This is a genomic window from Pseudarthrobacter sp. J1763, from assembly GCF_050490295.1.
In the GTDB taxonomy this organism is placed as follows: domain Bacteria; phylum Actinomycetota; class Actinomycetes; order Actinomycetales; family Micrococcaceae; genus JBNPEO01.
Genome location: NZ_JBNPEN010000019.1, coordinates 21326 through 34837, shown reverse-complemented (window position 1 = coordinate 34837; position 13512 = coordinate 21326). Strand labels below are relative to the sequence as shown.

Genomic DNA, 13512 nt, shown 5'->3' with positions numbered 1-13512 from the left:
CCCAAAGGGCACGACGACAGATCCAGGTTCATAATCTTAGAAATTGCTTCTTTATAAGATGCTCGCGTCCACTATGTAGTTCTCAAACAACAACCCCGTACCCCACACCAACAACACACCAAACAGTGCACCGCATCAGTCAAGGCCAGGAAACCGAAACAAACAAAACCACCAACCCCCACAACACACACCACCAAAGCAGCACGCATCACAAAACAATCAGCGGCCCTGTTGCCTCAGGACCCAACAGTGTGCCAAAAATCCCCACCAACCCCCACCAACCACATCCTTTCCACAACCCCTCCACCCAAAAGCGAAGAAAGCCCGTACTCAAACACAGCCAGCAAAAACCAGCAAAGCATGCCTATTGATATTCCACCCATGAGCACCCACCGTGGAACAAACGTCCACGCAATGAGCTATAACTCTTGACCACACCAACAGCAACCATACAGTCACCACCAGCAATGGCAGAGGCTCCTTAGAAAGGAGGTGATCCAGCCGCACCTTCCGGTACGGCTACCTTGTTACGACTTAGTCCCAATCGCCAGTCCCACCTTCGACGGCTCCCTCCCACAAGGGGTTAGGCCACCGGCTTCGGGTGTTACCAACTTTCGTGACTTGACGGGCGGTGTGTACAAGGCCCGGGAACGTATTCACCGCAGCGTTGCTGATCTGCGATTACTAGCGACTCCGACTTCATGGGGTCGAGTTGCAGACCCCAATCCGAACTGAGACCGGCTTTTTGGGATTAGCTCCACCTCACAGTATCGCAACCCTTTGTACCGGCCATTGTAGCATGCGTGAAGCCCAAGACATAAGGGGCATGATGATTTGACGTCGTCCCCACCTTCCTCCGAGTTGACCCCGGCAGTCTCCCATGAGTCCCCGCCATTACGCGCTGGCAACATGGAACGAGGGTTGCGCTCGTTGCGGGACTTAACCCAACATCTCACGACACGAGCTGACGACAACCATGCACCACCTGTAAACCGACCACAAGTGGGGGACCTGTTTCCAGATCTTTCCGGTTCATGTCAAGCCTTGGTAAGGTTCTTCGCGTTGCATCGAATTAATCCGCATGCTCCGCCGCTTGTGCGGGCCCCCGTCAATTCCTTTGAGTTTTAGCCTTGCGGCCGTACTCCCCAGGCGGGGCACTTAATGCGTTAGCTACGGCGCGGAAAACGTGGAATGTCCCCCACACCTAGTGCCCAACGTTTACGGCATGGACTACCAGGGTATCTAATCCTGTTCGCTCCCCATGCTTTCGCTCCTCAGCGTCAGTTAATGCCCAGAGACCTGCCTTCGCCATCGGTGTTCCTCCTGATATCTGCGCATTTCACCGCTACACCAGGAATTCCAGTCTCCCCTACATCACTCTAGTCTGCCCGTACCCACCGCAGATCCGGAGTTGAGCCCCGGACTTTCACGGCAGACGCGACAAACCGCCTACGAGCTCTTTACGCCCAATAATTCCGGATAACGCTTGCGCCCTACGTATTACCGCGGCTGCTGGCACGTAGTTAGCCGGCGCTTCTTCTGCAGGTACCGTCACTTTCGCTTCTTCCCTACTGAAAGAGGTTTACAACCCGAAGGCCTTCATCCCTCACGCGGCGTCGCTGCATCAGGCTTTCGCCCATTGTGCAATATTCCCCACTGCTGCCTCCCGTAGGAGTCTGGGCCGTGTCTCAGTCCCAGTGTGGCCGGTCACCCTCTCAGGCCGGCTACCCGTCGTCGCCTTGGTAGGCCATTACCCCACCAACAAGCTGATAGGCCGCGAGTCCATCCAAAACCACAAAAAGCTTTCCACCAACCACCATGCGATGGAAGGTCATATCCAGTATTAGACCCAGTTTCCCAGGCTTATCCCAGAGTTAAGGGCAGGTTACTCACGTGTTACTCACCCGTTCGCCACTAATCCCCCAGCAAGCTGGGATCATCGTTCGACTTGCATGTGTTAAGCACGCCGCCAGCGTTCATCCTGAGCCAGGATCAAACTCTCCGTTAAAAACTAACCAAACAGACACAACCAAAACCATGGAAATAACACAGCAAATGATTGCACTAAATTCGAAACCAGCTGAAAACCAGACCACACACACGGGGTGCGCACAGCCTGGCAAAATCAACCAATCAAAAAACAATCGGTATCAATAAACTTGGCACACTATTGAGTTCTCAAACAACAGGCACATACGAATACTTTTCGGTAATTCATTTCTGAATTTCTTTTCCGCTTTGTTCTTCGCTGCGATGTAATTATCTTATTTCATTCATATTCACTTTGCAAATCCGTGTTTTTCACCGGATGTTTACTCTATGAACCGAATCCGCCCATCAAGAATTTAGACAATTTCTGGTCATTTGCACGAATGCATAACGGCCATCCTGCCTGAATTTTGAAGGGGTTGGTCACCGCTCAGCGGCGGCGACTCAGAAAACATTACACGGCCGTTGGCTTCCGTGCAAATCGACATAGAAAGAGGCGCCGTCAGCGGTTTCCGCTGCCGGCGCCTCGATCAGACTTGAAGCAAATCTCTATGGGCTAGATGCCCAACGCCTGACTAGATACTGGCTTCAGCAGAGACTTCTACTGAAGCAAGGTTCTTTTTGCCACGACGTACCAACAGGTACTTTCCGTGGAGCAAACTGTCCTGGCCAAGGATCGCATCCGGATCAGTGACCTTGACATTGTTGACGTAGGCGCCACCCTCATTCACTGTTCGGCGAGCAGCCGACTTACTGTCAACCAGTCCTGAAGCCAGCAACAAATCGATGATGCCAAGCTGGTCCTCCCCCACAACCGTTGTTGCCAATTCAGCGGTGGCAGCACGGAGGGTGGATTCATCCAACTCGGTGACATCCCCGTTGCCGAACATGGCAGCCGAAGCGGCAATAACCTTCTCCGTTGCCTCCACCCCATGCACCAAAGAAGTAACTTCATAGGCCAGACGGCGCTGCGCCTCACGTGCGAAGGGTCTCTCGGCTACGGAGCGCTCAAGTTCCTCAATCTCATTCCGGCTCAGGAAAGTAAAGACCTTAAGGCGAGTGACGGCGTCGTCATCTGCCGTGTTAAGCCAGAACTGGTAAAAGGTGTACGGCGAGCACATCTCCGGATCTAGCCAAATCGCGTTGCCCTCGCTCTTGCCGAACTTGGTGCCGTCCGAATTAGTGATCAGTGGGGTGCCCAAGGCGTGAACACTACGACCCTCAACTTTACGGATGAGCTCCGTTCCACTGGTTAGGTTGCCCCACTGGTCCGAACCACCCGTCTGCAAAACACAGCCGTACTGACGATTTAGCTGGAGGAAGTCCATACCCTGCAAAATTTGGTAGCTGAACTCAGTAAAGCTAATGCCTTCGTCCGAATTTAGACGCGAGGCAACAATGTCCTTTTTAATCATGGTGCCCACGCGGTAGTGCTTACCGATCTCACGCAGGAAATCGATGGCGCTCATCGGCGCCGTCCAGTCAAGGTTATTGACCATTCGGGCTGCGTTATTGCCTTCAAATTCCAAGAATCGCGAAACTTGCCCTTGAAGGTTGAGTACCCATTCGGCCACGGTCTCTTTTGTATTCAAAATACGCTCGGCAGTTTGCCGAGGATCACCGATCAACCCTGTGGAGCCGCCCACTAAGCCCAATGGTTTGTGGCCAGCCAGTTGCAAACGACGCATAACCAACAATTGCACCAAGTTGCCCAAGTGCAGGCTCGGTGCCGTGGGATCAAATCCACAATAGAACGTAATCGGCTCGCCGGACAGAAGAGTTTCCAATTCAGCTTGATCAGTGGAAACGTGGATTAGTCCACGCCACTGAAGCTCTTGCCAAACATTGGCAAAGCTCGAATCGTTCCGTTGGGTTGAGAGATCAGTCATCTGTGGCACCCCATAAAGTTAGCATCTAGAAAGTTGGTATCCAGCCGAAGATCAGATTCCGGCGGGAAGTGGTTCCGAGGCGATAAGCCGCAATCGTTGAGTAGGCCGTGTCATTGCCACGTACAGGTCCCCCACCAGCCCTCGCTGCGGGTTGAGCATCGCGGCGGGCTCAAGAATAACCACACCATCAAATTCCAGTCCCTTAGCTTCCTTGGGACTCAGAACTACAATGTCCTGCTCGTAGCTTCCGGCGCCGTGACCGACACGTCCCGCATACTTTGCACGCAAAGCACGGGCAACCGCCGGTAGCAAATCACCGTCAGCGATCACAGCTAACAATCCACCCTCAACGGCGGCCAGTTCCTCATCCATAACAGCAACAGCAGTCTCTACTACTTGACCTGTTGCGACCTGGTCCACGATCGGATCCCAACGGCCCTCGCGCACTGCCTTCGGCGCCGAAATGATCAGCCCAGCAGCATTCGCCATACGGACCGCGGACTCTGCGATCTGGGCTGGCGTGCGGTAGTTCACTGTGAGCTCTTCAAGCTGCCAGCGCTCACCGAATTGCGGAGTTAATGCATCGGCCCATGATGAAGCCCCTGCTGAGGCACTTGTCTGGGCGATATCTCCCACGACGGTAAAGGACTTGAGTGGGCAACGCCGCACCAAAAGGCGCCATTGCATCTGCGAGAGCTCCTGTGCTTCATCCACAATGATGTGGCCGAAAGCCCAATGACGATCGCTCACAGCCCGATCCGCCGCAGTCATCCGGTTCATTCGCTCAACATTTTGATCTACTAATTCCTCAGCGGACATCAAAACGTCAAAGCCAGAATGCTCCATATTCTTGAGCGTTTGTGTGGCGTTGGCGAGATCCCGCGCATGGTCCTGATCAATCTGCGACTGACTCCGAGCGCCCGGCACCTCCAACTCGCCCAAGAGCTCGGCTGCCTCGTCGAGCAAAGGGACATCAGCCTCAGTCCACGGGGACTCCACCGGACGCTGGAGCAGCTTGCGCTCCTCAGCGCTAAGCTGTGGTGCACAAACGGCTAACAGCTCAGGCTTGGAAAACAAATCGGCAAGCAGTTGCTGCGGTGTCATCGGCATCCAGGCCAAGTTCAATGCAACCCGTACATCGCGGGCTGAACGAACATCCTCAGCCAAATAACTGCGATCTGCGTTGTTTCCGACGTTGCTGGACTCAACGATCTCAGTGAGCTGCTCTGTCAGTTCACGCAGCAAGATCTTCACAAAAGTTTCACGAGCCTCATTATGCGGCTTGCCCGTTCCGCGCGCTTTGTCCCGGGCACGGCGAACCTGGCGTTCGCTCAGCGTTAGCTTGCGGCCATCAACAACAAGTACCCGTTCCCCACGGATGATTCGTTGACGGTTCGCCACGGCGTCTTTGATGACCGTGGCCATCTCAAGCCGACCCTTGATCTCAGCCACATCCGGATTGGCCTCGGGAACAGCCGAAAGTCCCGGATACAAGCCAGCAACGCTACTCATAACGACCCCAGTTTCACCAAGGGACGGCAAAACACGTTCGATGTACTTCATAAAGGAGTTGCTAGGTCCAACCAACAGAACACCAGCCGATTTGAGCCTGTCTCGGTGCGTGTACAAAAGGTACGCTGCCCGGTGCAGGGCAACTGCCGTTTTACCTGTTCCGGGGCCACCTTGAACTACCAGAGCCCCGGACATGGGCGCACGAATAATGCGGTCTTGTTCGGACTGGATGGTTCCCACGATGTCCGACATACGGCCGGTCCGCTTAGAGTTCAGAGCCGCAAGCAAAGCACCTTCACCTTGCAGCGAGCTGCTCTCCGTGAGCATCTCGGCGTCGAGGACATCGTCTTCAAGAGCCTTGACCTCGCGACCTTGCAAGATCAAATGACGACGACGGCGCACACCTTGACGATCAAAAGCTGTGGCTTGGTAGAAGTGGCCAGCTTCCGGAGCACGCCAGTCCACCATCAAACGACGCAGCTCATCCGTGGATAGTCCGATGCGGCCAATGTACTGCTCTTCGCCTGAGTCCAGATCCAAGCGGCCAAAAACTAGCCGATCGTCCACGGCGTCAAGCTGGGCCAGCCGATCCTCATAGAGCGCTGCGAAAGCGTCCCGCTCTGAGGCGTTCTGCATGGTCCCGCCGCCACCCGACTTGCGAACCTGGGCCAATTGGGCACGCTTGATCTCACGGAGCTCGTCAAGCCTGGCGTACAAGCCGGCCACGTAGCGACGTTCATGGATCAAATCTGCGTCAAGCATGGAGCAGCTCCCCTTTTCCCAAATGGCGGACCGTCTATTCTACAGCCATTTTGATGAACGCAGATGAAACGAATTACAACCTCATCAAGGAGCGGACCCTGTGTCCGCTCAAGGCTGAACGTCCCCGCAGTTCGCCCAGTTCCATCACAACACCAACGCCAGCAACGTGAACGCCTGAGCGCTCAAAAAGCTTGGCAGCAGCGCCGAGAGTCCCGCCCGTGGCGAGAACGTCGTCGAGAATTAACACACGTGAGCCAGCTGGGACGTCGCTCTTGTGCAATTCCAACGTGGCTGTACCGTATTCGAGCGCGTAATCTTCGGCATAGACCTCGCGCGGTAGCTTGCCAGCCTTACGCACTGTCACTACGCCTGTATTGGTGGCATAGGCTGCAGCTGCTGCCAACAGGAACCCGCGGGCCTCCACTCCGGCAATGGCGTCAAATTGGCCACGAAATGGCTCCACCAGTGCATCAACAATTGCCTTAAACGCTGATGCGTCCGCGAAAACCGGAGTCAAGTCTTTGAACTCGATGCCAGGCTTGGGGTAATTCGGGACAGTGGCACACAAACGGTTAATCTGCTCTTCGACAGATTCTGGTGTAGAAACTTGGTTCGGCTGGCTATTGTTCACCCAAATACCTTACCCGCCCTAGCCACCCAGCACTGCGTCCTATTTACGCCGGCGCAATTCCACGATGATGGTGACCTGATCATCGAGGTCTACATTTTCGGCGGAGCGGACTGCATCTTTGAGTGGAACAAGATAGCCCCCTGCCTTGGGGAAAAGCGATGTGGTGAAGCGCGTGGAACCCAGGCGAGCGGTAACCGGAATCATGCCCCAGCCGTAGCTAAACATTGCTGCCAGCCCTTTAATAAAGGCCACGTCATCATCAGGAACTCGAACAAAGTGAAACGGTGCTGGACCGCGCCAGTAGAAGACCGTGCCGGAAACGCTTACTGCAGAAGCGTCAGTCGCTTTCAAAGCCCGGGGACCCCGGAAAAACGAAAAACTCTTGTATCCACGTTTAAGGTTGTGCTGTGACTACTGCGGGCATCTGCGAAGGGATTCCGGAGGGCCACGGCATAAGCTGTGGCAGGTCTACGCCGTCGGCTGCAGCATCGGCGCGTAGGGTGCCAAGGCTTGGTGTGCGGCCGGCCAGCCAGGCGGCCAGATCGGTGACCATTCCCGATATAACGGTGGACTTAGGGCCATTGCCGAGGGTACGCGGCGGCATACCAAGAGCCTGGATCACAAAGCGCTGCTCAGCAGGAACCCGAGCCTCAAGGAAGTCAAAGAGATGTTCGCAGAACAGCTTGCTCCACGTCTCGGGGCCACGCCCAGCGCCCACACCACCCAAACCCAAATCTGAAGTGTGGATGACAAGTTCTCGCCACAAGGCAAAAACAACTTCACGAACCGTGCTGTCGCGGTACTTCACGGGCGCATCCCACCCGGATTCCTCAACATTGTTCAGCGCTGCAAGTGCTTGATCCAAAGCCGAGTTCAGATCTTTTGCGAGCTTTTCCAGACTCTGGGAAGCCGCCTTATTGATCGCGTTGTCACGGCCGTGCTGCCCGCCGTCGTACATGTCAATTAACTCACCGCGAGCGGCGAATTCAAGCTGCCGAGCCACTGCAGCACTCACGCCGCACACGTGAGCCAAGACGTGTCCACGCGTCCACTCGGGCAACTGCGACGGTTGAGCAACGTCCGTCTCCACCATTCCAGCGACGGTCTTACGTAGTGCGCTAGCGGATTCGTTGACAGCAGCACAAAGCTGCTCCGAGGTGATCTGTGTCATGCCGATATCCTAACCGCTTGGCCTGACAGCTACGTGCCAGACCAAGCGGTGGATATGTTCGAACTAAGCTGCGTAGTCGCGCAGTTCCGCGATCTCGGCTTCAAGAACCGCGAGTTGACGCTCGACGGCGGATGGTGCGGTACCGCCTTGAGCGTCCCGGCTGTTGAGCGAACCTTCCGTGCTGAGAACCTCACGCACTGCCGGAGTGAGGTGCTCCGAAATGGCCGCGAATTCCTCATCGGTCAGATCCCATAGCTCAACGTCGCGACTCTCAGCCTGCTTGACCGCAGCACCGGAGAGTTCGTGGGCCTCGCGGAATGGAACGCCTTGACGGACCAACCACTCGGCGATGTCCGTAGCTAGGGCGAAGCCCTGCGGTGCCAAGGAAGCCATCCGTTCAGTGTTGAACTTCAGCGTGGCGATCATGCCGGAAACAGCCGGAAGCAAAAGCTCCAAAGTGTCCGCTGCGTCAAACACCGGTTCCTTGTCCTCTTGCAGGTCCCTGTTGTACGCCAAGGGCAGGCCCTTGAGTGTGGCCAAAAGACCCGTCAGGTTACCGATCAACCGGCCAGCTTTTCCGCGAGCCAGTTCAGCAACATCCGGGTTCTTCTTCTGCGGCATAATCGATGACCCTGTGGAGTAGGAATCGTGCAGCGTCACAAAAGAGAACTCCTTGGTGGCCCAGAAGATGACTTCCTCGGAGATCCGGGACAGATCTACGCCAATCATGGCGGAGACCCAAGCGAACTCAGCAAAAACATCCCGCGAAGCTGTGCCGTCAATCGAGTTATGCACCGCGGAACGAAAGCCCAAGTCCGCGGCCACTGCCTCAGGGTCAAGACCCAGCGAGGAGCCAGCCAGCGCACCCGAACCGTACGGCGAAACTCCCGCGCGTTTGTCCCAATCGGCGAGCCGCTGTACATCACGCAGAAGGGCCCAAGCATGCGCCAACAGGTGATGGCTCAGCAATACCGGCTGTGCATGCTGCAGGTGCGTTCGGCCGGGCATTGCCGCGTTCGGGTGCGCCTTGGCCTGTTCCACCAACGCGTCAATCGTGGCCAACACACCACGGGCGATGATCCGCGCGTGATCACGCAAAAACATCCTGCCCAAGGTGGCGATCTGGTCATTACGTGAACGGCCTGCACGGAGCTTGCCGCCCAAGTGAGTTCCAGCGCGCTCAATCAACCCACGCTCAAGGGAACCGTGGACGTCCTCATCACTGTCGGAGGCCACATAGGCTCCCGAGGCGACGTCGGCGTCCAATCGATCCAGGGCGTCGAGCATGCCGGCGAGTTCGTCGTCGTTCAGCAGTTTGGCTGTGTGCAAAACACGCGCATGCGCCTTCGACCCGGCAATGTCATACCGCGCCAAACGCCAATCGAAGTGCGTGGACTTGCTCAGCGCGGCGAGGGCATCTGCTGGACCGCCAGCGAAGCGGCCACCCCAGAGGGCGCCTTCATTCGTTGCCGAGGTCATTACTTACCCGCAGCCCGCTGATCGCGAGTGGACGCAACCTTGGAAGACATACCCCAGAGCTCGATAAAGCCCTTAGCCTGCGACTGGTCGAAGGTGTCACCGGTGTCGTAAGTGGCCAGATCGAAGTCGTAGAGCGAAGTCTCGGAGCGACGTCCGTTCACAATCGCTTGACCGCCGTGCAGGGTCATCCGGATGTCACCGGAAACGTACTTCTGGGTGTCTTCGATGAAGGCATCCAGGGAGCGCTTGAGCGGGGAGAACCACTGGCCGTCGTAGACCAATTCGGACCAACGCTGGCCAACGGTGGCTTTGAAGCGGGCCTGCTCGCGCTCGATAGTGATGTCCTCGAGGTGCTTGTGCGCCGTGATCAGGGCCATGGCGCCGGGTGCTTCGTAGATCTCACGAGACTTGATGCCAACGAGGCGGTCTTCAACAACATCGATGCGTCCAACGCCCTGTGCGCCAGCGCGACGGTTGAGTTCCTGAATAGCCTGCAATGGTGAGACTGCAATGCCGTCAATCGCCACCGGGACGCCCTGGACGAAGGAGATGGTTACTTCGTCTGGTGCCGGGGGAAATTCCGGGGTGGCGGTGTAGTCGTAGATGTCCTTGGTAGGAGCATTCCAGATGTCCTCGAGGTAACCGGTTTCTACAGCGCGGCCCCACACGTTCTGGTCAATCGAGTACGGGTTCTTTTTGGTCGTCTCGATTGGCAGTCCCTTTTCCTCAGCGAAGGCGATGGCCTTGTCACGAGTCAGGGCGAGGTCGCGGACTGGTGCAATGCACTTCAGGTCCGGGCCGAGGGTCTGGATGCCAACTTCAAAGCGGACCTGGTCGTTGCCCTTACCGGTGCAACCATGCGCCACAGTGGTGGCGCCGAATTCGCGGGCAGCCTTGACCAAGTGCTTAACGATCACGGGGCGGGAGATGGCTGAAACCAGCGGGTAGTGCCCTTGGTACAGAGCATTCGCCTTCAGGGTGGGCATGGCGTACTCGTTGGCGAACTCGTCACGAGCGTCAGCAACGTAAGCCTCCACGGCACCGCAGCCGAGTGCGCGCTGACGGATTGTTTCGAGCGACTCGCCACCTTGTCCAACGTCAACGGCAACGGCGATGACCTCTGCACCTGTTGCTTCGCCGATCCAGCCGATTGCTACAGAAGTATCCAGGCCACCGGAATAGGCCAGCACGATGCGTTCAGTCACGGAAATCTCTCCTTGCGGGGTAAACGTTATGGCAAATGCCGTTATGTATGACTATACAGAAGTTTGGTTATTTATACATAGTGCTGCGAGCTAGTTGGGATTGCTCTGCGCCATGGCGAGGAAGCGCGCAGCAAGTGCGTCCCCACCATTCGGATCGCGGGACACCAGCAATACGGTGTCGTCGCCCGCAATGGTGCCCAAAATCGAGGGAATCACTGAATGATCAATAGCCAACGCCAAGAAGTTAGCCGCTCCCGGCGGAGTACGGAGCACCACAAGGTTCGCCGACGATTCCGCCGTAACCAACAACTCACCGCACAGCTTCTCCAGCCGAGCATCCAAAATTTCTTGCCCCACGCCGCTGCGAGCACCGCGATCCCCGCCTTCGCCAGGCACCGCGTAGACCAGCACACCCGCACTGCCGCGCACACGCACAGCACCGAGTTCTACCAGGTCGCGCGATAGCGTCGCTTGGGTGACCTGAACGCCGTCGTCCGCCAACAAGGCAGCCAGTTCAGCTTGTGAACGAACGGATTCACCAGTCAAAATCGCAGTGATCCGAGCCTGCCTCGCCGTTTTTGTGGTTGGCGAGGAAGACTGATTGGTGTTGTTCACTAGCCCGGTACCAGCGGCATTGGGTGCTTGCCCGGACACTTAGGCCTGCTCCCCTACCGGCGCAAGCCCGTCTACAACTGCCAGTCCAGACTGGTGCATCAGCCAGGCCATCAGTGCCTTTTGTGCGTGCAACCGGTTCTCTGCTTCGTCCCAAACAATCGACTGTGGACCGTCGATGACTTCGGCCGAAATTTCATACCCACGGTAAGCAGGCAGGCAGTGAAGTACGACGGCGTCTGCCGCAGCCTGCGCCATGGCTGCCTCATCAACGGAATAGTTCCGGAACAACTGCATCCGGGCTTCCTTTTCGGCTTCTTGGCCCATGGAAACCCAAGTATCAGTGGCAACAACGTCGGCACCGTTGAGTGCTTCGCCAGCGTCGGTAGTGATGAGCACAGAACCGCCGGTTTGTGCTGCGCGTTCTTGGGCCGCCGCAACAATCTCGGCCGCCGGCAGGTAACCCTCCGGGCCAGCGATCCGAACATGCATTCCTGCCGTAACACCAGCAAGCAAGTACGAATTGGCCATGTTATTTGCCGCGTCACCTAAGTAAGCCATGGTTAATCCAGCAAGCTCGCCCTTGTGCTCTTTTACTGCCAAGAGATCGGCCAACAGCTGGCACGGGTGGTAGTCGTCGCACAGGGCGTTGATCACTGGAACTCGAGAATTTTCTGCCATGGCCACCAGACCGGAATGAGCTCCCGTGCGCCAAACAATTGTTGAGACCATTCGTTCTAGGACTTTAGCGGTGTCCTCGACAGACTCTTTGTGGCCAATCTGCGCTTCACCCGGGTTGATGATCAGGGCGTTGCCACCCATTTGCGCCACACCGGTGGCAAAGGAAACCCGTGTACGAGTGGAGGTTTTGTCAAAGATCACTGCCACCGTTTGGCGACCATTACCTTCGGCTGCGTACGGCTGAACGCTAAACGGTGCTGCCTTCATTCGTGCGGCAAGGTCCAGAACCTCAGCCTGCTCCGCCGGGCTGAGATCAGTATCTTTGAGGAAATGGCGAGTGGTGCTCACTTGGCATCCTTTGCGGTTGAAATGATGGCGGGCAGCGCGTCAATGAAGCTCTGTGCCTGCTCGATGGTCAGAATGAGTGGCGGAGCTAAACGAATAGTTTTGGGCCCGGGAGCGTTGAGAATAAAGCCCGCGTTTAAGGCTGCTTGAACCGCGGCCGGGGCAACGTCGGCGTCAAGATCAAAGCCGATCAGTAGTCCTTGTCCGCGAACTTCGGTAACAAAGTCCAGCTTCGCCAAAGCGGAGCGCAAGTACTCCCCTACCGCAAGAACGTTCGCCAGGATGCGCTGGTGTTCAATGGCATGAAGGGTTGCTAAAGCGGCTGCTGTGGCCACCGGATTCCCACCGAAGGTAGTCCCGTGCTGTCCGGCTGACAAGAGCGACGACGTCGCCTCACCAAAGGTAATGAGCGCACCAATGGGAAAACCTCCACCTAGACCCTTGGCAAGGGTGATGGCATCGGGAACAATCTCTGCAGCGGCGCTTGCAAGCCATGCTCCGGTACGGCCAATACCAGTCTGAACTTCGTCCAAAATCAAGAGTGCACCAGCTTCGGAGGTAATTTTCCGAGCCTCGCGCAAATACTCAACAGAAAGCGGCCGGACCCCGGCTTCACCTTGAATTGGTTCTAAGAACACTGCAGCTGTTTTTGAGTCAACGGCCGCACGCAAGGCTTCAATATCGTCAAAGGGGATGTGCTCCACACCTCCGGGCAACGGCTCAAAGGGGGCCCGGTATGCTTCCTTCGATGTCAGTGCCAAAGCGCCCATGGTGCGCCCGTGGAAAGCGCCCTGCAGAGCAACCAATTTGGGACGTTGACCATGTGAATGACGGCGAGCCAGCTTAAAGGCCGCCTCATTAGCTTCGGTACCAGAGTTGGCGAAAAAGACCTTTGAACCCGCCGGCGCTTTCACAATCTCAAGAAGCTTTTCGGCCAAGGCAATCTGGGTTGGCGAGGTAAAGAAGTTCGAGACGTGGCCCAGGGTGGAGAGTTGGCTCGAGATCACCGAGTTCACAAAGGGGTGAGCGTGACCCAAGGCGTTGACGGCAATCCCGCCTAGGAGGTCCAAGTACTGTTTTCCGTCAGCGTCCCAAACATGGCAGCCAGCACCACGCACCAAAACGCGCTGTGGTGCTCCAAATACACCCATCAGTGAAGTGGCATAGCGCTCAAGGAGTTCCTGCGATGAGACACCGCCTAGGTGAGTTAATTCATTCGCTGTGGCTTCAGCCATT

The 13512-nt window shown here is 56.6% G+C and carries 10 protein-coding genes and 1 rRNA gene; all 11 read right to left on the bottom strand.

Annotation, left to right across the window (positions count from 1 at the left end; genetic code table 11):
* Nucleotides 1-485 precede the first annotated feature (485 nt).
* Nucleotides 486-2008 (bottom strand): 16S ribosomal RNA (locus ACQQCD_RS13455).
* 556 nt (nt 2009-2564) lie between these two features.
* The gene (gene tyrS, locus ACQQCD_RS13450; RefSeq protein WP_430268814.1) at nt 2565-3878 is read right to left on the bottom strand and encodes a tyrosine--tRNA ligase; all 1314 of its coding nucleotides are present in this window, start codon (nt 3876-3878) and stop codon (nt 2565-2567) included.
* Nucleotides 3879-3929: 51 nt separating this feature from the next.
* On the bottom strand, nt 3930-6152 hold the full coding sequence (locus ACQQCD_RS13445; protein WP_430268813.1) for a HelD family protein: 2223 nt from the start codon (nt 6150-6152) through the stop codon (nt 3930-3932).
* Between the two features lie 73 nt (nt 6153-6225).
* The gene (locus tag ACQQCD_RS13440) at nt 6226-6783 is read right to left on the bottom strand and encodes an adenine phosphoribosyltransferase (protein ID WP_430268812.1); all 558 of its coding nucleotides are present in this window, start codon (nt 6781-6783) and stop codon (nt 6226-6228) included.
* A gap of 39 nt (nt 6784-6822) precedes the next feature.
* A complete protein-coding gene (locus ACQQCD_RS13435) occupies nt 6823-7134 on the bottom strand; it encodes a DUF1905 domain-containing protein (protein WP_430268811.1) in 312 nt (103 codons plus the stop codon).
* A 43-nt stretch (nt 7135-7177) separates the two neighbouring features.
* Nucleotides 7178-7954, bottom strand: a complete 777-nt coding sequence (locus ACQQCD_RS13430) for a maleylpyruvate isomerase family mycothiol-dependent enzyme (RefSeq protein ID WP_430268810.1) — start codon at nt 7952-7954, stop codon at nt 7178-7180.
* 63 nt (nt 7955-8017) lie between these two features.
* Complete coding sequence (argH, locus tag ACQQCD_RS13425; protein WP_430268809.1) at nt 8018-9433, bottom strand: argininosuccinate lyase; 1416 nt, start codon at nt 9431-9433, stop codon at nt 8018-8020.
* Nucleotides 9433-10638 (bottom strand): argininosuccinate synthase, encoded by a 1206-nt coding sequence (locus ACQQCD_RS13420; RefSeq protein ID WP_430268808.1) that lies wholly within the window; start codon nt 10636-10638, stop codon nt 9433-9435. The genes argH and ACQQCD_RS13420 overlap by 1 nt, the downstream gene beginning before the upstream one ends.
* A 90-nt stretch (nt 10639-10728) precedes the next feature.
* Complete coding sequence (locus ACQQCD_RS13415; RefSeq protein ID WP_430268817.1) at nt 10729-11253, bottom strand: arginine repressor; 525 nt, start codon at nt 11251-11253, stop codon at nt 10729-10731.
* Between the two features lie 39 nt (nt 11254-11292).
* Nucleotides 11293-12279: an ornithine carbamoyltransferase gene (gene argF / locus ACQQCD_RS13410; RefSeq protein ID WP_430268807.1), complete on the bottom strand. Its 987-nt coding sequence runs from the start codon at nt 12277-12279 to the stop codon at nt 11293-11295.
* Nucleotides 12276-13511, bottom strand: a complete 1236-nt coding sequence (locus ACQQCD_RS13405) for an acetylornithine transaminase (protein ID WP_430268806.1) — start codon at nt 13509-13511, stop codon at nt 12276-12278. Before ACQQCD_RS13405 ends, argF begins: the two co-directional genes overlap by 4 nt.
* Nucleotide 13512 lies beyond the last annotated feature (1 nt).